16 protein-coding genes are annotated in these 20,720 nt (G+C 35.6%); 6 read left to right on the forward strand and 10 right to left on the reverse strand.

What is annotated here, in order from left to right; all coding sequences use genetic code 11:
- Positions 1-448: 448 nt before the first annotated feature.
- The 3 genes from QFZ28_RS15555 to QFZ28_RS15565 form a co-directional block, all read right to left on the reverse strand.
- Positions 449-2,425, reverse strand: coding sequence for a sigma-54-dependent Fis family transcriptional regulator (locus QFZ28_RS15555; protein ID WP_307195476.1), 1,977 nt, complete (start codon positions 2,423-2,425; stop codon positions 449-451).
- A 1,190-nt stretch (positions 2,426-3,615) separates the two neighbouring features.
- Positions 3,616-4,251 carry a hypothetical protein gene (locus tag QFZ28_RS15560; RefSeq protein ID WP_307195477.1) on the reverse strand — a complete coding sequence of 212 codons (636 nt, stop codon included), beginning with the start codon at positions 4,249-4,251 and terminating at the stop codon, positions 3,616-3,618.
- 611 nt (positions 4,252-4,862) lie between these two features.
- Positions 4,863-5,504: a DUF4352 domain-containing protein gene (locus QFZ28_RS15565; RefSeq protein ID WP_307195478.1), complete on the reverse strand. Its 642-nt coding sequence runs from the start codon at positions 5,502-5,504 to the stop codon at positions 4,863-4,865.
- 532 nt (positions 5,505-6,036) lie between these two features.
- Here QFZ28_RS15565 and QFZ28_RS15570 point away from each other — a divergent pair.
- Positions 6,037-7,593: an ABC-F family ATP-binding cassette domain-containing protein gene (locus QFZ28_RS15570; protein ID WP_307195479.1), complete on the forward strand. Its 1,557-nt coding sequence runs from the start codon at positions 6,037-6,039 to the stop codon at positions 7,591-7,593.
- Positions 7,594-8,232: 639 nt separating this feature from the next.
- Here the strand turns inward: QFZ28_RS15570 and QFZ28_RS15575 are convergent.
- The 4 genes from QFZ28_RS15575 to QFZ28_RS15590 all read right to left on the reverse strand — a co-directional run bounded on the left by QFZ28_RS15575 (position 8,233) and on the right by QFZ28_RS15590 (position 11,874).
- The gene (locus tag QFZ28_RS15575; RefSeq protein ID WP_307195480.1) at positions 8,233-8,400 is read right to left on the reverse strand and encodes a hypothetical protein; all 168 of its coding nucleotides are present in this window, start codon (positions 8,398-8,400) and stop codon (positions 8,233-8,235) included.
- 61 nt (positions 8,401-8,461) lie between these two features.
- A complete protein-coding gene (locus tag QFZ28_RS15580) occupies positions 8,462-10,093 on the reverse strand; it encodes a transposase (protein ID WP_307195481.1) in 1,632 nt (543 codons plus the stop codon).
- A gap of 103 nt (positions 10,094-10,196) precedes the next feature.
- Entirely contained in the window at positions 10,197-10,637 is a 441-nt protein-coding gene (locus tag QFZ28_RS15585) for a 5-methylcytosine restriction system specificity protein McrC (protein ID WP_307195482.1), read from the reverse strand.
- Between the two features lie 916 nt (positions 10,638-11,553).
- Positions 11,554-11,874, reverse strand: coding sequence for a ribonuclease E inhibitor RraB (locus QFZ28_RS15590; RefSeq protein ID WP_307195483.1), 321 nt, complete (start codon positions 11,872-11,874; stop codon positions 11,554-11,556).
- Positions 11,875-12,579: 705 nt separating this feature from the next.
- Between QFZ28_RS15590 and QFZ28_RS15595 the strand changes: the two genes are divergently transcribed.
- Complete coding sequence (locus QFZ28_RS15595; protein ID WP_373428141.1) at positions 12,580-13,743, forward strand: YeeE/YedE family protein; 1,164 nt, start codon at positions 12,580-12,582, stop codon at positions 13,741-13,743.
- Between the two features lie 449 nt (positions 13,744-14,192).
- On the opposite strand, the gene QFZ28_RS29815 is transcribed toward QFZ28_RS15595, so the two are convergent.
- Positions 14,193-14,276, reverse strand: a complete 84-nt coding sequence (locus QFZ28_RS29815; RefSeq protein ID WP_373428142.1) for a putative holin-like toxin — start codon at positions 14,274-14,276, stop codon at positions 14,193-14,195.
- A gap of 383 nt (positions 14,277-14,659) precedes the next feature.
- Here QFZ28_RS29815 and QFZ28_RS15600 point away from each other — a divergent pair, with 383 nt between their 5' ends.
- The 4 genes from QFZ28_RS15600 (at position 14,660) to QFZ28_RS15615 (ending at position 18,606) form a co-directional block, all read left to right on the forward strand.
- Positions 14,660-16,276: a PTS sugar transporter gene (locus QFZ28_RS15600; protein ID WP_307195484.1), complete on the forward strand. Its 1,617-nt coding sequence runs from the start codon at positions 14,660-14,662 to the stop codon at positions 16,274-16,276.
- Positions 16,277-16,584: 308 nt separating this feature from the next.
- On the forward strand, positions 16,585-16,869 hold the full coding sequence (locus QFZ28_RS15605) for a hypothetical protein (protein ID WP_307195485.1): 285 nt from the start codon (positions 16,585-16,587) through the stop codon (positions 16,867-16,869).
- A gap of 71 nt (positions 16,870-16,940) precedes the next feature.
- Positions 16,941-17,459 carry a hypothetical protein gene (locus QFZ28_RS15610; RefSeq protein WP_307195486.1) on the forward strand — a complete coding sequence of 173 codons (519 nt, stop codon included), beginning with the start codon at positions 16,941-16,943 and terminating at the stop codon, positions 17,457-17,459.
- 193 nt (positions 17,460-17,652) lie between these two features.
- Positions 17,653-18,606, forward strand: a complete 954-nt coding sequence (locus tag QFZ28_RS15615) for an alpha/beta hydrolase (RefSeq protein WP_307195487.1) — start codon at positions 17,653-17,655, stop codon at positions 18,604-18,606.
- Between the two features lie 399 nt (positions 18,607-19,005).
- On the opposite strand, the gene QFZ28_RS15620 is transcribed toward QFZ28_RS15615, so the two are convergent.
- Entirely contained in the window at positions 19,006-19,176 is a 171-nt protein-coding gene (locus tag QFZ28_RS15620) for a hypothetical protein (protein ID WP_307195488.1), read from the reverse strand.
- Between the two features lie 355 nt (positions 19,177-19,531).
- Positions 19,532-20,545 (reverse strand): hypothetical protein, encoded by a 1,014-nt coding sequence (locus QFZ28_RS15625; protein ID WP_307195489.1) that lies wholly within the window; start codon positions 20,543-20,545, stop codon positions 19,532-19,534.
- Positions 20,546-20,720: the final 175 nt, after the last annotated feature.

Raw genomic sequence — 20,720 nt, forward strand, 5'->3', positions numbered from 1 at the left:
CGATCGCTTTATTAATTATACTGATACCTCTCTTCCCTCTTATAGCATCTTTAAATCCAGCACCTGTCACTACTATATATGCAAGACCCATGCCAACATAAATTACATTGTCAAAACAACGTGAAGAAAAAACGGATAAAAATAGTGTTGTAAATTTGGTACACTAAAATTATAGAAAACCGAGAGAAACCTTAACCATATCTATCTATCTCATTTTTGATACAATGACCGATTTTTGTTACACTTCTCTAAGCTAAATCATAATCAACAGAGTTTTTAAACTAAAAAAACCTCCTGTATAATAATGTCACGCTTGATAGCATGCCATTTATTATACAAAAGGCTTATTTATACTAGCTATTTTCCCTTATTCTCTTACATATGGAATCTACATCATTTGCTGCATGTTTCGGGTAGTTACGGTAAATTGAGTATAAAACATAGAGAGTTAATTCAGAGTCTTGATGTCGTACCCTAATTGATTTAACTTTCTATATATAGTACTGCGGCTCAATTGTAGTTCTTTTGCGGCTCTTGTAATATTATTATCTGAACGTTTCAATGCATCAAGAATCCACTCTAATTCAGCTTGTTGTACTGGATTTAATTCCGAAGTAGAATTTAAATTTTTCTGTTGTGATAAAATATATCGTGGAAGATCTTCTGGACGAATTATCCCATTTTCTGCAAAATTTATAACATATTCAATAATATTTTCTAATTCCCTGATGTTCCCAGGCCATGAATAACTTTTTAATATATCCATCGTATTATCTTGTACTTGATAGGGCCCCTGATGTTTCTTAACAGATAGCTTTTTTATAAAGTGTTGAACTAATATCGGAATATCATCCATACGTTGATGTAAAGAAGGTAACTCAATAGGTATGACGTTAAGACGATAATATAAATCTAAGCGGAAATTCCCCAATTCGATTTCTTCCGGAATTTTTTTATTTGTTGCTGCAATAATTCTTACATCGATTGGAATTTTTTTATGATCGCCAATACGTACAATTTCCTGCTCCTGAATTACTCGAAGTAAATGTACTTGTGATTCTAAAGGTATTTCTCCTATTTCATCCAGGAAGAGAGTTCCTTTATGGGCCAATTCAAATTTCCCCTTATTTCCTTTTGGATTGGCACCTGTAAAAGCACCAGCAACATAGCCAAATAACTCACTGGCTAGTAAATCTTTGGGAATAGCAGCACAATTAAGAGTTATAAAAGGATAGTTCGCTCTATTACTAGCTTGATGAATCGCACTCGCAATCAACTCTTTTCCGGTACCACTTTCCCCAGTTATTAGGATAGTTGCATCAGTGGCACTAGCAATCTTAGAAATATTAATAACTTTCTTAAATGAATCTGACTTTCCTATTATATGATGAAACGAATACTTTGCAGTGTTACTTCCTGTATATTTGTCGTCGTGTACATTATACTTTTTCTCTAAAATAGCGATTAACCCTATATATTGATTATGCCAAAAGATCTTCTTGAACTTTGAATCATATCTATGAGAGGCAATCATTACTTCCTCTTCCCATTCTTTATTCGCAGTTATTTCATTTGTTGCTTTTAAGATTATATTTTCCATATCAACAATTTGAGAATCATTATTTTGCCATAGAATTTTCCCGTTTGGATCACACATCACTACAATATGGTTTTTAAATTTATTAATAGATTCAGTATAAATGGATATTAACATTTCTTGTGCTCTAAAATAACTTTGAAATAAAAATCTTTCAATGTTATTCACTATTTTCATCGTTTCCATCATGCTAAAGGGGTAAAATTTATCTAATGTGGTGGCTAAATTTATTACTCCAACTACTTGACTTGTAAACGGATTCATTATTGGTATAGCTGAACAAACCAACTCATGACAACCGTATGCAAAATGCTCTGAGGAAAATATTTGAATAGGTTGTTTTAGTTCGATCGAGGTACCGATTGCATTGGTGCCAGCGTAATTTTCTGACCATATAGCACCTTTATTGGCGTTTAAAGAGTTACCTATTCGATGAAGGAGGGATGTATCACCATAAAATTCTAAAATTGTACCATTACTATCACAAAATTTAAGTAAATGGTGACTATGAGCAAGTTCTTGATTAACCTTCTGAAGAATTGGCTGTGCTAACTGAAAAACTTCATTTCTATCTCTAATTTCTTTAAGTTTATCATCTGTAATATTTTTGATAGATCCTTCTATCAAAGGATTTAAATCCTTATTTGCCTTACATCGATCCCAGGAATGTAGAATAATATCCCTTGTCTCAGGTAATTCTGCAAGCTGGTTTTCATTCTGCTTAGAATCAAGTAAATAATTCTGCCAATTCTTATACTGCCTTTCTTTATGAAAATAAATAGTATTTTTTGGTATCTGTTCATACACCCATAAAGGATAAATAGACATAATTATTCACCTTCTATTATCGAACTTTTCATAAAATTATTATGTGGTGTTACATAATTGGTGACAGAATTTTAAGTTTTACTATTTATCTTAATTAGAACCAAGGAACTACTAACAAGAATGCCAAATTAAGCAGTCCGGCGCTTTTGTGTTCATACTATTCAGAAAGATTAATTTATATTCCTTTTCATGTATCCCCTGCAAGACTTTATTTGGTTTTGGCGCTCACGTGCTATATTTCTATACAATCGGATTTCGTTTAGTTGATGATGAAGATATTTAGTTTTTCAAGGTAAGTCGCGAAATAGTTCCTTATTATTGATTTTTAGTAATTTGTACAGTGGTGGATTTAGAATTCGCATTTTACACTAAATTTCACCTTCCTTTACTAGCTAAACTATTTCGCCTTATCGTTACAAAAATCCTTTTTTTCAGAAATAATTTATAATCTTTGCAACTTGTTTAGCAATGCTTAAGTAATTCCGGACTGTTGCCGCACTCATCCTATCACCTTCAGAGATAGAAAATAAATACTAACCATTGCCGTTAATCGCAGCCAAGAAATCAAATTAGTCAATAACAAAAAGAGCTCACACGAATGAGCTCTTTACTCGAGATTTTTTGTTAACTCCAGAAACATGACTTTGAGGAGCTGTTAAGCTTCCCCTCTACATTACAGCACTATAGTTTGTATGTTCTTGTGGATTGCTAACTAGTTTCCCCCTGAGCCTTCAAATTGGCGGCCCCATACCGTTAGCATATAGCTTTCTATACAAATAAAATCCCTTCCGTGAGAAAATAACATAACTTTCTACACATAAGAGATTATTTTAGAAACTCATTTTTAATTCATTTCATTGTGTTAATTCTTTTAGCATGAGACCGGAATACAATTTACAAAATTGCATGACAGTTTCCACGACTACATCAGAAGCATACTCCATAAAGTTAATCATAAAGTCCTTGTTATTCGGATGTAGTAAAGTTCCAATAAAATCAATGCAAATAAGATAAAAAAATAATGAATGCCAATAAGTCACTTGTCTTTGTGGCACACCTACTGTGGAGAAGATGAGACCTCCTAGGGTCAGGGACTTTCATCCATTAGAGCGAAGCGCTGCCAAGCGCACAAAAGACTTTAGTCATATTGGACCAAAGCCCTTTCATCTATCCGTTTTTACCATTGACTTTTATTTTGTTACATAGAAAATAGTTTCAGGTTGTCCATCAGGCATTGTTCTATGTTCAACACTTGTAACATTTAATTTATAAGTTGATTCAATATAATCAACGGCAGTATTATCGAACCAAGGTTGCATACCAACTGCATAAATCCATCCTGCATTTTGTGAAGTGTTTACAGAACCTTCAGTAGTATATTGACCTTGTGATTTTGCCCAATTAATCCAATCTTGAGTCATAGTTTCATCTGTCCACTCAATAGGATTTTCAATATCTACATTATCAGATAAAGTGTAATATTCTACCATAAGATATAAATCATTGGTTTCTTTATCGAAAGATAACACTCTAACCTCTCCACCCACATAACCAATATCATTTGAGTTATAACCGTCTTTAAACATTCTTAATTGCTTTTTAGTAATATGATTATCCTCAACATTTGTTACATGAAAAATCTCATAATTTTCATCAGAATTTACCCAACTTAAGACATTATCGCCTTTGAAAGCTTTATCCGTTTTCCAAAAAAATTCATTACCAGTTGGATCAACAGTTTCACCGGAACCTTTAGCAAAACCATTTCCTGCAAAACCTGTTACTAAAGTTGCTGCCACAGTTAAACCTGCTACTAATTTTTTCAAATGGGTAAATCCCCCTTGTGCTTTTCATAGTATATTTTGTATTATCTCTCAACCACATTCTTATTATAATAGTTACAACGACAGTTTCTAATGGGACTTGGTGGTAAGTTTCACAATCTTAATTCTAAATTGTAATATAATCGGTCAACCAAATCCCATCAATTAATACTTCGTAAATATGTAGGTAGAATCGCTTCATTTCTTTCTAGTTTTTCAATGATATCTGGAAGATGCTGCTCCCTAATCCTTAAATCATTCTTTGACTAGGAGTGAAAATTCCGCACCATAATATTCTCATTTTTTACTGCCTTAGCATTTGGATCAAAATCAAATAAATCCTCGGGTTCATTGAGCATATGATGGATCATTTGCTGGATCGCATTTAAAAGTGTTTAAATTGATAACTTAAAAAGCATCCTGCCCTTACGCCTTAAAAAACAGAAATAAGATAAGATTATTGTTGGGTCTGCCGAATTAAGATAATATGATTAATCGGTGTTTTGGCCTTTAATCAGCAAAAATAAGACGTGAATCCATGAATTCACGCCTGATTTATTTATTTTTTTATTTCTCCATATTTAAATCGAGTTCCCCCAGTATTTTAGTTAATATCATTTAATTTGAACTTTTTGATCATCAATTTGAATATACCATTTACCTTGTCCAAATGATTCTTGAGAAATCTCATAGACAGTTGTTCCTGTTACTGTAATACCTGGGTTTAAGTCAGACAAAATTTTAGAATTATCAATACCAGTTTCTGTTGCATATGCACCACTGGCTTCAATATCTGATTCATATTCAGTACCTTTTTCATCAACTAACCTAATTGTTGGTTGATCAAACATACCCATAGGCTTATCAGATGCGTTTTTCAATTTATATTGAACACCTACAAGAACTGCACCTTCTGATGCTTCTTTACCAAGAAAATTGGGGTCTCCAATCACACTCTTTTCTTCAAATTTAGTGACTGTTACCTCTGCATTATCAACTTTAACAACTTCATTTAGTTGATACACTTTTTCTTCAGGTGCTTTTTCTGCTGTTTGATTTGTGTTTGTATCAGTTGCAGTGTCATCGTCACCACCCAACATATTTACCAGAATAGCTAAAATGATAATTGCTAGGATGAATGTTAAGATTTTGTGTCTCATAAACCAATTGCGTTGATCTTTCCCGCAATGTGGGCATTTCTTAACTCCTTTAGCAATCTCCTTTCCACATGCTTTACATTGGACTAAATTAGCCAAATTATTTCCTCCTTTTTGTTATGCAATGAAAATTTACCTATATACCCTTTAGTTTGAAGCAAAGGTGAATTTTTATTCTACAGCTACTTAATTAAAGGGTAAGGTAAAAAAAGAGATAGTATCAACAAATTTTGTTGATACTATCTCTTAATAATATTTCCTTACTCGGACAATATCTCCATTAACACCCTAAACACTCCAGTGGGGTTCTTCTCCAAATCCTCTAAGGAAACCTCTTTCATAAAATCATCTAGCTTTTATGAAGAATATCCTTTAAAGCGGGGGAGTTCAACAATAAGGCATTCATGAAGTGGAAGAAATGATCCTAATGCTGCATTTCTTTGGAGTCAAGAAGCATTGGGTGGGGAAAACAAAAGAACCTTCCCTTTGTTTCCAAATTTACTCCATTCAACTATTCCATTTTCTGTGTTATAGTTCAATATTGAACTATAACAATCAGATGAACGATTTTATAATTATTTCCTAAACTAAACGAAACAAAATAAAATGAAATTTAAATGAGGTTAAATATATGAGTGTATTAACGGTTACAGACCTAAACCACGGATTTGGCGATCGTACGATCTTTGATAATGTTTCCTTCCGCTTGTTAAAAGGTGAACATATAGCTTTAATTGGGGCAAACGGCGAAGGTAAATCGACGTTTATGAATATCATTACAGGGCAACTTCAGCCTGACGATGGAAAAATAGAGTGGTCAAAGCATCACCGAGTCGGTTATCTTGATCAACATACGGTTTTACAAAAGGGAATGTCAATCCGTGACGTATTAAAAACAGCTTTTCAATATCTCTTTGACGTTGAAACGAATATTAATACCATTTATGAAAAGATTTCAGACGTTACACCTGAAGAAATGGAAAAGTTGTTAGAGGAAGTTGGTACATTACAAGACATATTAACAAATAATGATTTCTATATTATTGATTCTAAGGTAGAAGAAGTGGCACGTGGTCTTGGACTTGATGGTATAGGATTAGAAAAAGATGTTCATGATTTAAGCGGTGGGCAACGAACGAAGGTTTTATTAGCCAAGCTTTTACTTGAGAAACCAGATATTCTTCTTTTAGATGAGCCTACAAACTATTTAGACGAACAACACATTGAGTGGTTAAGACGTTACCTGCAAGAATACGATAATGCTTTTTTATTAATTTCTCATGATATTCCATTTCTTAATAGCGTTGCAAATGTGATCTACCATTTAGAAAATCAGAAATTAAATCGCTACGTGGGTGATTACAACCATTTCCTTATTGCCTATGAAGCTAAAAAAATACAAGTTGAGGCTGCCTTTAAGAGACAACAATCAGAAATTGCTAGTTTAAAAGATTTTGTAGCCCGTAATAAGGCAAGGGCATCTACCAGCAGCCTTGCCATGTCGAGACAGAAAAAACTCGATAAAATGGATGTTATTGAAATAGCACAGGAACGACCAAAACCTGATTTCAACTTTAAAGAAGCAAGAACCTCAGGTAAATTAATTGTTGAGACGAAAGAATTTGTCATTGGGTACGATGAGCCACTATCAAAGCCGTTAAATCTTTATATAGAGCGTGGACAAAAAGTGGCATTAGTTGGAGCGAATGGGATTGGTAAGACTACACTCCTTCGTAGCATGCTCGGAGAAATAAGATCTCTTTCTGGTTCACTTGAACGCGGTGAACATCAGTATATTGGGTATTTTGAACAAGAAGTGAAAACGGAAAATCAAAACACGTGCATCGAAGAAATATCGAATACGTTTCCTCAGTTAAGCCAAGGACAGGTACGCGCTGCTCTTGCGAGATGTGGGTTAACTAGAAAACATATTGAAAGTAAAATATACGTATTAAGTGGTGGAGAGCAAGCGAAAGTCCGGTTATGTAAGCTCCTTAACCAAGAAAGCAATATCCTTGTTTTTGATGAGCCAACCAACCATTTGGATAAAGATGCAAAAGCTGAGCTAAAACGAGCTTTGAAATCGTATAAGGGAAGCGTGGTCCTTATCTCTCATGAACCTGATTTTTACCAAGACGTGGTAACAGATATTTGGGACGTAGAATCATGGACAACGAAAGCCATCTAAACTTGAACGATCCGAGTAGGAGTCGCCATTTCTGACTACCCATATGAATAGTAAAAAAGGAGAGCCGATTACTCTCCTTTTTTCTTATATTCCATAAATCTTCAGTGAAACAAGATTTACACGGCGGCATGCTACCTTCTTCAAATTATTGACAAATCGTTTAATTTAACTTAATCAATAATACCAATCAATTTCCCATAAATCCCCTTCCATCGTAGTTCGTTAATTCCATTGAAATGTCTCATCTACTTCAATCCCATTTAAAGAGTAAGTCAATATCTCTCTTAAACTCATCTCTTGTGGCTGATGCATTAAGTAGGTATATAATTGATAGAGGTTGTGGCTATGGAAGGAGGATTCTCCATAGTTTTTTTGAAAGTTTTTTTTATAAAATTTAGCATCGATGACAATTTTTTGCTGGCCGTTTTATGGGTTAGCGAAACATATGTCTTTTCCAAATGGGCAATTAAGATTGATCCCCCTCAAGCTGCCACTGCATGACTTCTGAATAGACACGATAATCCTGCTGCTCTAGCTGATAAAAGTGAAACAGAAATTTCTCGAATATATGATTTAACGAGGTATCGTCTAGTTCCGCAGAAAATAAACTCCAGTTTCCGTGATTATTGTAAAGTAACGTTAATTCATGTACTGATGCTCCACATGCATAAATGCAGTGGGTTCATAACTTCCTAGTCTTCTCCTATTCGTACACACACTTTTCTTCGAGAAGAAAACGGCTTTGGAAACAGGAACTGGAACTAGTTCTGTTCGAACATTCGTAGTCAAAGCAACCTCTGTTACCATTCACGACTACATCTTTTGTTCTTTCGAACTCGGCTACATCAAACCGCAAAGAAATAAAATTTTAGGCTGCACATTCTTCAGGCTTTTTTCCTTTCAATTTGATACCAGAATTTAAGATTACTTCATGTTTATTCTCGATTTTCTCAATTTCTTCTTCGTGAAATTTATAAAATTGCTCAAACTTATTTAAACAAGATACTCTATCTGATTTAATTCCTAACAAATCTGAATTCATTAAAAGAAAAGCAGAATATAAATCACGTTGGACCTTGGTATCATCATCAAATCTATGCCATCGTTCTATTAATTCTTTCTTTTTGCATTTGTCTGCTTTGTGGTCATATTGACTAGCTTTAAAAGAGGATGTCTTGACTTTGATAAATGTACCACCCAAAGCAGTGACTTTTTTCGAAAGAATACTCACGAAGGATGCGGGAGAACGCCGGGCTATGGTTTTGCCGAACCGTTTTTTCCTTTTAAACTTACCTGTTTTTTCACTTACTTCTGTCTTTTTAGAACGCTTTTGGAGGGATTTAAAATTCATTTCTTCGACGTAAAATGTATCACCTAACATGACCATTCGATTGACTTCATATTGGTGGCTAAACTTTCGATATAAAGATAATTTACGGTATAACTCTTTCAATTGAGATTTTAGTTTCTTATAGTTCTTGGAAAACTCCCACTGCTTTTTACCTTTTCTAATACGGCCTGCATCATCGAAGTTCAGTGGATTAGTTGCTCTTTTCGAACGGTCTAGCTTTCTATTGTATAACCTAATTTCTCGTTGAACATGCTCTACTTTTTTAATGTTTTCAGCCAGGTTTTTCAATAAAACCTTTGTTGTACTTGAAACGGCAATCGAGGATGTACCAATATCGATCCCAACCGGACCTTTTCCTAAAGGATACTTAACTTGCCCTGTTTTTCGGTCTCTTTTTACTGGAGGATAACCCGTACAAACCAGTTGAGCATAGTAGCGTACGATACCTCTGATGACCCGTTTTAAAATACGAATATATTTTACCCTATAAAAGTCTGTAACAGTTTCCACTTCTTGGTTCTTGTATTGAAATATTTGTTGGGAGTTTAGTAGATAAAAAGCTTCTTTTAGATACATATCCATTTCTTTTACCTTCAGTTCAAATACCCTATCATTTGAAATTACTTTTCCATCTTTAAATCTCCAACCTGTATCGTTGTTTTTTCCTTCAAAGGAATCCATTTCCCCACGCTTTACAAAAACCACTTTCTTTGCTTTACCAAACAACTTCTTTTTGAAAGTATTCCATGCTCTTGTGGCTGTTTTTTGGGCAATGATTGAATTTATCTTACCATGAAAGTGATTTCGAACTTCTTTTATGTATTCGTGCATGGAATATTCCGTTAATCCAAATTCTTCTCTTAGTTTCTTGAATTCTTTAGAAAGGTTTTTCTGTTCATTTTGAAAATACTCCATCTTTTCTTTGTTACCTTTTTTAGCTAGATGTGACTTTAAGGCTCTTGAAATACGGACTAATTTTTTGTATCGTTTTGTCCTTTTCATTTGTTTTTCTCTCTTCAAATACTCGCCCAACGAAGTATTATAAATCACTCGATTAACTTCCAGTTCAGCGTCGATCATTAATAAGTCTCTATTCGTACCTTTTAATTCTACATCGATGATAAATGAAGGAGTTTTTGCTTTTACCATGTTTCACACCTACTTTCACAACTAACATCAAACGTATGTTCTTATATATATATTACCAAAAAAAACCTAAATGCGCAATAAAAAAATCGGTTCATCCCCATACTTAAAAGCAGGGGCTTTCCCGATTTAGTATTGGTATACGAGCAATATGTACCATCCGCTTGTAATAGACATTGTGCCCTCCAAAGTACATTTTTAAAAAAATGGCCTTGGTTAGCGGCGGTGTATCCACTTCCGGCATGTACTCTAGATAGGTGAAGCTGCGTTTTCTTGTTTCCTCTTTAACGTAGCGATTGACACAAATCGCTTTTAACGTGCTCTTCATTACTTGGTTCAACAAAATATTCGCTGAATATTGATCTTTCTCGCAAATGACAATCGGTTGTCTAGCAACAATATAGGACATGAAATCATTCATCATCACGCGACCGCCTAAATGACTTGTAGGTTTCTTGACGACCACATAATTTTTCACCAGTCCCCGACGATGGATGGCTTGGACTTCTTGTATAAATTGCTTCGCGATAAAGTTATAGGTAATCAAATCTTCATCGATATATCATTGAACCTCTTCACCGCACTCCGGCATCTAATTCACATAACTAAGTAAACAAAACATGTTGCGAATCGGAACTTTAAACAAAGCTTCCATCTTAAATTCCCTTAATCAGTGACTGAACGATTTCAGAGAAATCAAAGAAGTATTCCTCAATTAATGTATGATTTCAAAGGTCACTATCCCCTCATACCATCCGTTTTCGTACATCTTTTCAGGTTTCGCCGTGAAAAAGGAATGTCCAAAATTAGAAGTGCCACAACCAGAAGTTTATCAAGATATGTAGATTTATAGAATATAAGGTGCAGATACCGCCTATTTAAAGGTTATACTGGAGAGTTAGCAATTGCCAGTGAGTAAACCCAATTAAAAAGTACGTGGAACATTTTTGTGAATCAAGAAAATCCGGGACTGACACAGGCACCGGATCTCTTTGATTTGTTTTCTAAGTGCACAGAAATCTTAATTCCACTATCTATCATATAATAAACCCGAAAGTGGCTTTGTTTTGCATTGCAAACTCATCCAATGATACTTAGCCTTATATGAAGTACGTGTTCCTCAGACTGTAGGTTTTCCCGCTCGCTTCCTTCAGATTCCACGTCACTGTGGACACCCTTGCGTTAAGCTAGCCATTACTTCTACCTTCATGCTTCGGGACTTGCACCCATGCTGGACGTTTTCGTTTAATCATAAAAGAACCTTTAACCAATGGGCATGCTATTCCGTTCGATGGAATCAAGCTGAACCGAAAATCGCAATCATGCTGAACTTTTGTCTTTTTGCAGTACCGTACCTAACCTACTTCTCTTTCATTTGTTTCAAATGGTTTTAGTTCTTGATCGATTGTTACTTTATTCTCCGAAAAGAAGTCGAAATCATCTTTTTGATTACCTCAATCATTTTATTCTACAAAAACTCCCCAACCGTCAGAATAACCACCATGTGGTTTACTTAAGTTATTTAATTTATTCTGTATTTGAATTAGTTCTTTATAATTTAATAACATTCTTTTAGAGCAACAACATGCCCACTCTTCAGTTTCGTCGTCTTGCTCTAAGAAACAATTGAATCCTTCTTCTTTTAGTACTTTCGATAATTCTTCACCTGTTGCTTTATCAGGCACTGCAACAAAAAAGTCTACTGATTGTTGTTTTTTAAAATCTAATCCATCTTTATATAGACTATGTAAAGCATCTCCATCAGCATCATTTGGAAATTTCATTCGTTTTTCCTCCATATCTATTACATTCATTGTTTTCATTATAATTCACTTATTTCTTTTCGACTAACCATAAATTTTTATTGTTCAAAAAGATATAAAGCCACAACGGCAATTTGGAAGGTACAAAAAATTTTATAAAATTTAATGTATCCAAATTGCCGCTACAGTTGATATCTTTGATGATAACTATACTTTTTTTGGAAAAAACATTGTCTTTATAGATGAACTGCAGCAATTGGACAGAAAAACAGTTATGCAAAAAGTAGTTGATTTAGGTGGAGTTATCAAAAGTGGCGTTAGCAGCAAAACGCATTATTTATTCGATGGTATATTATAAAAGTAAGGTACCATCCCCTGTGAATGGAACTTGGTTTTTCCACCAATGTGGACATTTGAGGGCTACAACTTTCATCTTTATTCTACAAATCTCGACATATAACGGGTGGTGACAGGCACAAATTCTAAAAAGTAACCAAATATAATTTGGATAATGTCTCCTATCTTGTTACTTAGTTTTATCTTTACTTTTTAATAATATATTTATATAATAGAATATCCATAAAACACACTAATCTTATAGGTTATGAGGTGAATAACTTGTCGCAAACAACATTGGATGCAACAACAAAGGCGAAATATACATCATGGAATCATAAATCAACAACTTTTGTTACAAACCTTAACTCTGTTCAACTTAAGCTAGTTTTGTCGGGTATAGTCGCAGCCCTTTTCTTATTAGCAGCGATTGTTTATTCAGCAAATTGGACACAAGGTATACTTTTCATCATTGGCTTAATGCTCGGTGCAGCACTACTTTACGCTCGTTTTGGATTTACGTCAGCATTCCGCCGATTAGTTTCTATTGGAAATGTCCAGGGACTACAAGCACATATGCTAATGTTTGCCATCTCGACTACATTATTTGCCATTATTCTAAGTACTGGTTTTAGCTTTACCGGTGTTACCCCAGCTGGTTACGTTTCACCTGTTGGCATACCAGTTTTATTCGGTGCTTTTCTATTTGGAATAGGCATGCAGCTTGGAAATGGATGTGCTTCGGGATTACTCTATAATCTAGGCGGCGGTACCTCCTCTATGGTCTTGACCCTTTTTGCTTTCATTACTGGCTCGACTTTAGGTGCGTACCATTTTTCCTTCTGGATGCAGGAAACACCAACACTTCCACCTATTTCTTTAGCCACATCAACAGGGCTTGGATACTTTGGGGCATGGCTGGTTCAAATAATCCTGTTTACCGTTATTTACTGGATCACGATTCAGGTTGCTAAAAAGAAAAATCCGCCAATGATGAAGCCACTGCCGACCACAACAGGGTGGAAAAAGGTTATTCGAGGTTCTTGGCCATTATTAACAGCTGCCATTGTATTAGCAATCCTTAATGCATTAACCTTAACGGTTAGAGGAACACCATGGGGAATCACTTCTGCTTTCGCACTTTGGGGCGGTAAAACGTTAAATACTCTTGGGGTCGATGTAACAAGCTGGGGTTATTTTACAGGTGCAAACAGCGAGGCATTGAAAAATTCCGTTTTATCTGATTCTACAAGTGTGATGAATTTTGGAATTATCTTAGGTGCATTTATTTCAGCATCGTTCCAAGGTACTTTTAAACCAAAGAAAATAAAGCCGGGTGTCGCCGGAGCGTCCATTCTTGGTGGACTATTAATGGGATATGGTTCTCGTCTTGCATTCGGTTGTAACATTGGAGCCTACTTTGGCGGGATCTCATCTTTCAGCCTTCATGGATGGGTATGGATGATCATGGCGTTGCTCGGAACTTTCGCAGCTCTCTTTATTCGTCCTATGTTTGGATTAAAAAATCCATCATCCAAAGATACATTTTGTTAAAAGATAAAAGTGCCAGGATACTGTAGGAGGGCACTGAAAAAGTTCACAAACCGGAAAAAGGTAGAAATCTCAAATTTTGAGGTTTCTACCTTTTTTGTTAGCTGTCTTTGATCTCTCATCTACTTCTAAGTGACCGTTCTTTCTTCTTTTTGCTGTTTCTGGGCTCTTATAACCTCTATGAGTGACCGCTCTTTCTTCTTTTTGCTGTTTCCGGGTTCTCATAACCATTATGAGTGACCGCACTCACTTCTTTTAGCTGTTTCCAGGCTCTTATCCACTTTTGTACAGTTTTTCAGTGGCCTCCCCTGTTGGGCCTGGCACTTTTATGTCATTCACATTTATTCTGGATCTCCGCCAATTGTTTTGAAGTAGTAAAACGGAGTGTTCTTTATAAATACTCTTTTATCCAGATCTTTTGTCATCATCTTATTATATAGCTCAAGAGTGGATTATTTTTTATGGTTAAATGACAGTATGGCTATGACTAAGCTTGCAAATGCAATCGTAATCATTAGAGTTTCAAAAACTGTCATTCAACATCACCCCCTTTCTGCTTGGGAGTGTGCCGACCACCCTTGAGAAATCCTATTCTATTGCACTTATAGTATATCATTAGCACAGCTAAAAGAGAACATATGTTTCAGTAAGGTTTGAACAGGTATACAAAAGGAAGTTCATTTCACACGAATTGGACTTCTTTTATTTATATATAATATTTTTTAATTGCCTAATCATACATGTTTTTAACTGTGTAACTATTTCTAATGGAAGTCCAACTATAAGGGTTTAAAAGCTTTTAAATGACGTTTTTTGATTTAATACTTTAATAAGTTAAAACTTTACTTTATTATTAAATTAAACTATTAAACTTCATAGAACTAGAAAAGGTTGAATTGTTTCGGAAAGGATGAATGGTATGGATGAATTATCCACGATAAAGAAAGTTGCGATTCTAGGGAGCAGCGGCGGAAACCTGTTTTATTTGGGAGGCAAAGAACCTGAAAAACTATTAGAGGAGCTTCTTTTGCAAATCGAAGCTGCTGGAATGGTGTGCGGTACGTTACAGTTCATCGCAGCAAAAGCCTCTATGGACGCCGTGAAGGAAAATACTCCGGCTGAACTGTATACCTGGGATGAAAGCACTCGGAAACCAACTGTCATAGCAAAAGGAACCATTGCGGACGTAAACACTACTGCTTCCCAACTTGATTCTGAGATCGCTGCAAAAATTGCCAAAGGTGAAATGGATGCCGTTATTTTCATGAGTGCAGATCCTAATGGAGCCAATAAAAGTGCCGTTGAAGCAGCTGCAGCAATGAACTTGCCAGCTACAGGGACCGGTGGTACCTCAATGGCGGCGATTGCTTCAAAGGGAGTAAATGTAATATCCACTTCAGGTACAACGGGAACAACCAATCGAACACGAGCGGTTACCTTTCTTACATCATTAAGCAAGCATTTTGGTGTTCCTTACCGGCCAATCATCGGTAAAGCACTAAACAATAATCAACTAGACAAAACATCTGTTCTGCCATTTCAACGAATAAATCTACGTGGAATGATGCTGTCGTCTCTTCCAGGTTTTATTGCAATGGCTCTTGTGTTAGCCTTGAGCAAGATTCCAGGATTAACAATGCTTGGAGAAGTATTCGATCTGATGATTAACGCTCTTCCTGTTATTCTAGCCGTCGTAGCAGCGAAACAAGTAGCAGATTTTGATGATGTCTCGATTGTGGCAGGAATTGTGGCTGGTGTTTTATCTGTGAAAGGTGGACTTATCGGTGGGATAATCGGAGGTATTTTAGCCGGACTTTTGGTTCAATACATATTTAGAAAATGTGTCGAGTGGAAGTTCCCCGCAACAACCGTCAATATTGCAGCAGGCGGGATTGCTGGGTTGATTTCTGGATTGGCTGTCTTCTTCCTCATTGCTCCGGTTGCCTTATGGCTAGGTGAAGGGATCCGCTCATTACTGGACCTGCTAGTTTCTACTAATGGAGCACTTGCTGGTCTTATTGCTGGGCTCCTCATTTGGCCGGCGATTATTGGCGGCGTCTATCATGCGGCAATTCTTCCGATTGTACTGTTAGAAATGGAAAAGACGGGGAACAGCTTTTTAGGTGCGGTTGACATGGCAGGATTGGTAATGGTATCAGCGGGAATTACCCTCGCCAATATTGTTTCACCTCGGGATAAAGGCGAAGCTGCGGTGGCTGCTCCTGGATTTGCTATCAATATGGGCTTTGGTACATTTGTTGAAGCCGCTTATCCGTTTATGTTTTCCAACAAATATATCTTTGCCGGAGCGATTCTTTCATCTGGATTAGGCGGATTACTGGTGGGACTTTTTGATGTACGAGGAACGGCTTATGTACCATCATTCATGGCACCACTGTTATCTAATCATATGACAGGCTTTATCATTGCAATGGCTGGAAGTTTAATTTGTTCGTTCCTTATTACTCTCTCAATTAACAAAATTTCTGTAAAAAAAACGAGGAATACAGTTAAGGAGAATGAAATAGCCGGTTAATCGATGAATGTAAAAACGAACCTCAGTTCTTTCTTTGAGGTTCGTTTTTTTTAAAACCCATTTTTAGTTCAACAAGAAGTTCTTTCTTTTAAGGTAAAATCTTAACCTTAAAATTACCACACCAATCCCCCTCTTTTTATTTATATTTCGTGATAAAGTCAGCTCTTCCCTGCTTACTTAGATTATCAGAAAAATAAATGAATCTTAGCCTACCCGATAGATCCTCCGTTCTGTCAACCAACAAAATATCCTATTTTTCTCTAAAATATGGTAAATTATAGTGAGAAAATACTTAGGGAGTTGTTGGAATGAAAATTGAAATTGGGGAGTCATTGATGCTATCTTGGCTGAAACACATTAAGAAATGCCAGACAGCTCAATTGAATTGGAAAGCATCCACCCATTCGTGGGAATTACATAACGAAGACACGATTAAAAAAATCATGAACTCAACAAAAAAGTATTTCTTGGAAAAACATAATCTTAACATCTATAAAAATACCACTTCCCATCTGCAATTCTTACAACAGGGAGAAATTGATTTCTTGGAATCGAGATCCAAGCTGGCGGCGTTGCTAATATCTATGGGGTAGGTATTGCCTTTCATGAAGGTGGTCTAAATTATGGTAGCAGTATTGGTATCCTTGAAAGAATCATTAAAAAGATGATTAGAACAGCCTTCCTTATTCATGGTTATTTTAATCTATCAAGAGGAACAATTGTTTTTGCCTCCCAAAAAATAAATAAGGCCACATATGAACCACTTAAGAATGCGGTAAAATTATTAAATAAGATTTTCAAGGTTTTTCAATTAGAATTCACCTTCATACTTTATGGGAATCAAGAATTTAAAGACAATGTATTTGAGCCAGTAGTGAACCTATCCAGTTCGGTTGCTGCTACATTAGAAACTACCCTCTCTGAACAAATAAACCAAGTTCCACGCCAGGATGAGGATTACACGTTATCAGCAAAGCAGATCGAATATGCACTTTCGTTAATCGAAAAGGTAAAAGGAGAATTTGAACTGGCGATTGAACCTTCCAATTTAACGATAAAAGACCTTAATAGATTAATTGCCTATAATCGCTACAAAAATAAGGGTACTCTCATAAATTTGGTGAAAAAGGGAGTTCTAAGGAAAAAGAATAAATTTGCATCAAACTCCTATACCATTCTCTGACCTGCAAGCAATTATGAAAAATATCGTAAAAACTATTATATAAAATTGACGCTGACAGAATTTTTAGATAATATTATATTTGGAATATATTGTATAACAACAAATTACTCCATCGTTTCTGCATCTTAGATTTCCCTCATTTATCATTTGCTTATTGGACAAATATTTTAATATTTTGAGAGGAGTCTTTTTTATGGCACTAAAACCTTATGTGGCAAAATTTTTAGAAGGAAACCCATTAGCTGGCTTAACAACGGTAGAAGATCTTATCAACTATAGGGGCACGGTACGGGAAATACTTCCTCCAGTGGAAGCTAGACCGCAAGTCCAAGCGATTGAAAATCGTACAATAGAAGGATCTGATGGCCATGCTGTTCCTGTCCGAATTTATACACCTGCTGGTGAAGGGCCATTTCCTTTATTTGTCTTTTTTCATGGCGGAGGATTTGCTGTTGGAGATGTAGAAGAGTACGATGTGCTATGCCGTATTTTAACTTTAAAGACCGGTGCCAAAGTCATCTCAGTGGACTATAGACTTGCACCTGAACATAAATTTCCGGCTGCACCTGAAGATTGTTATACAGCTGCCAAATGGGCGTTCGAACATGCTGAAGAGTTAAATGGAGACCCTTATAACCTAATTGTCGGAGGCGACAGTGCAGGCGGGACATTAACCGCTGCTGTTACGCAAATGGCACGTGATCGGAAAAGCATAAAAATAGCGAAACAAATATTAATGTATCCAGTTATGGATTTTCATTCATTAGATTTTCCTTCCGTCTATCCGTCGTACTCGGTAAATGCTGAAGGATTTGGAGTCACTAGCACTCATATGGGGCTTTTTTGGGATTTATACTTGGAAAATAAAGAAGACCGAAACCATCCGTATGCCTCACCGATTAGCGCTGCTGAGTTAAAAGACCTGCCGCCAGCTCTTTTATTCACATCAGAGTATGATGTGTTACGTGATGAAGGAGAACAGTACGGCCGCAGGCTCCACGAATCAGGTGTTCCGGTGATGGCCAAACGCTTTAACGGCATGATCCATGGTTTTCTGCAATTTTTTGTTGACAAAGACGCAGCTCTTGAAGCTTTAGATATGATAAACGCATTTGTTCAAGACAAAACATTGATTAGTTCAAGATAGAGGAAACAAAAGCCTTCATCTGTTTTATTATCGTTTCATACAAATACAAAGATAAGCCTAATTCCTCAGTAAAAATAAGGATGAATTAGGCTTCTTCATTTTTCAAAACCTTGACGTTACCCCATTGGTAAATGCCTAGGCAGTAAGTGGTAAATTTCGTGAAAACTGCTGGTAAAAGACATGGCAGAAGTGGTACATTCTTATGGCTTTAATCAAGTAATTACGGTCAATAAAATGTGTCAGTTCCGCCAACCTTTTTACCATCATTCGCCAGGGTTATTAACTCGTTTTGCCATGCTGAATGGAAGAGAACAATTTTTTTGCAGATTCAAAGGATCCAGCTTTAAATTGCTGAGTCGCTTCTTGATAAGTTGTATCGACTAATAAGCTGCGTACATCTTAATAATTTTCTATGTTCTTATAAATTGTAATTGCCTTTGTGAAGTTTCCCTCAGTTAGCAGATTTTTGCCTAACTGGTAATTCGCTTCAAAATATAAATTTACACTATCCTTATAACTCTCTATTTCCCCAAATATTTCAACAGCTTGAATATAGTCTTCCTCTTCCATATGTTGCTTTCCCAGAAGATACCTTGCTTCATTTTCTAATTCATGACTATCTTCGTAAGTTGTCTATTTCAGTAAATATCGAAATTGCATTGGCAAATTCTTTTTGATCCATCATATGTTGGGCGATTCTGTAACACTCTCCAATACCATTTCAGAAGAATTTTTGTAATCCTCTAGTTCAGTAAAGGCATCTATCGCTTACTCATATTCACCATTTTGTAAAACCAAAAATAGAACGAGGATTATTTATTCGAAAATCAGGATTGATATATGTTTATCTTCTTCATTTCAATTATTTGACTAATATCTAAATTGCTATGGTACATGGATTTGGCGAGATTATAAATGAATAAATTTACACTTGGTTTTCTAATTGATTAATTTTTTCTAATTTTTCTAATCGTAACTCATGAAGTGTTTGTGTTTGACCCTCAACAACTAACCATTCATAGACAGATAATGAGCTCCATCCAGTCACCTTTTTACCAAATTCATTGTATGACATGGTTTTATCTTGGTAAATCACAGTATTTTCATCCACTACTTTTGCTTTTTGTGCAGGATATTTTTTAATATAGATTTCCTGATTAGGCTGCATAATGCCCCATTCAAATAATTGAGGCATTTTTGGCAACGATCGCTTCGAAATTTTAGAGGTAGATAATCTCATCTGACTTGGTGAAGCAGTATTTCCGACTTCTACATAAAAATCATCTAAAGAAGGAACTGGTAGCAGCCTAACAACCTCTAGGAAGAATTGATCTTTAAACTTTTTCGGCTCAACTGTAATACAAGTAATATCAACATGATTATTGATCAGCCAAGCACATGCAGATAAGGTTTGCTCGTCAAACTGAGAGGCTACTAAAATAATTCGTTGTTTCTTATTAAAATTACGCATTGCGTCATTATCGGTTAAAAATTCATTAATCATACGCCTTGCTTGTTCTGAAGATGTTAATGCCTCGTGCGTGACTTTACCTTTCTTCTCAAGATATGGGGCGTAAATTTTATTAATCACATCGTCAATGTTATTAATCTTTGCATAATTAGCCGCATAGCGAATGGCTTGAAACTCAAAGGGTTCTTTCCGATTACGTATATCTTCAACATCGCGTTTTATTTCGATTAAAACTAAATTACCTTGATTATCAATTGCAACTAAGTCGCTTCTACCTCTTTGGGTATTTTGGATTTGCTGACCAATCAATAATAAAGTTTCTTCCTCATCAACAAGGAGTTGTAAATTATCTGAAAGAAACTCCTCGATATCTGATTCTTGAATACCTAGCTCTTTAAAGGTGAAAGAGTGAAATTCTTCATTTTTTAGCTTGATATCTCTATTATTAATGGTGATAGGAACATGCATAAATTATTCTCCATTCTCCTTTAATGAGTGCAGTTAGATTCTAGTCCTATAACAAAAATTTTTTAGGATATTATTGGATAGTTTCTTACATTTAGTCCAAAATATGTTTGCAGTTTTTACCTATATAGATTATCAGCTACCGTTTATGAAATCCCAACTGTTCACCGTTTCCCAT

The organism is Neobacillus niacini (assembly GCF_030817695.1).
Taxonomy (GTDB): Bacteria; Bacillota; Bacilli; order Bacillales; family Cytobacillaceae; genus Neobacillus; species Neobacillus niacini_F.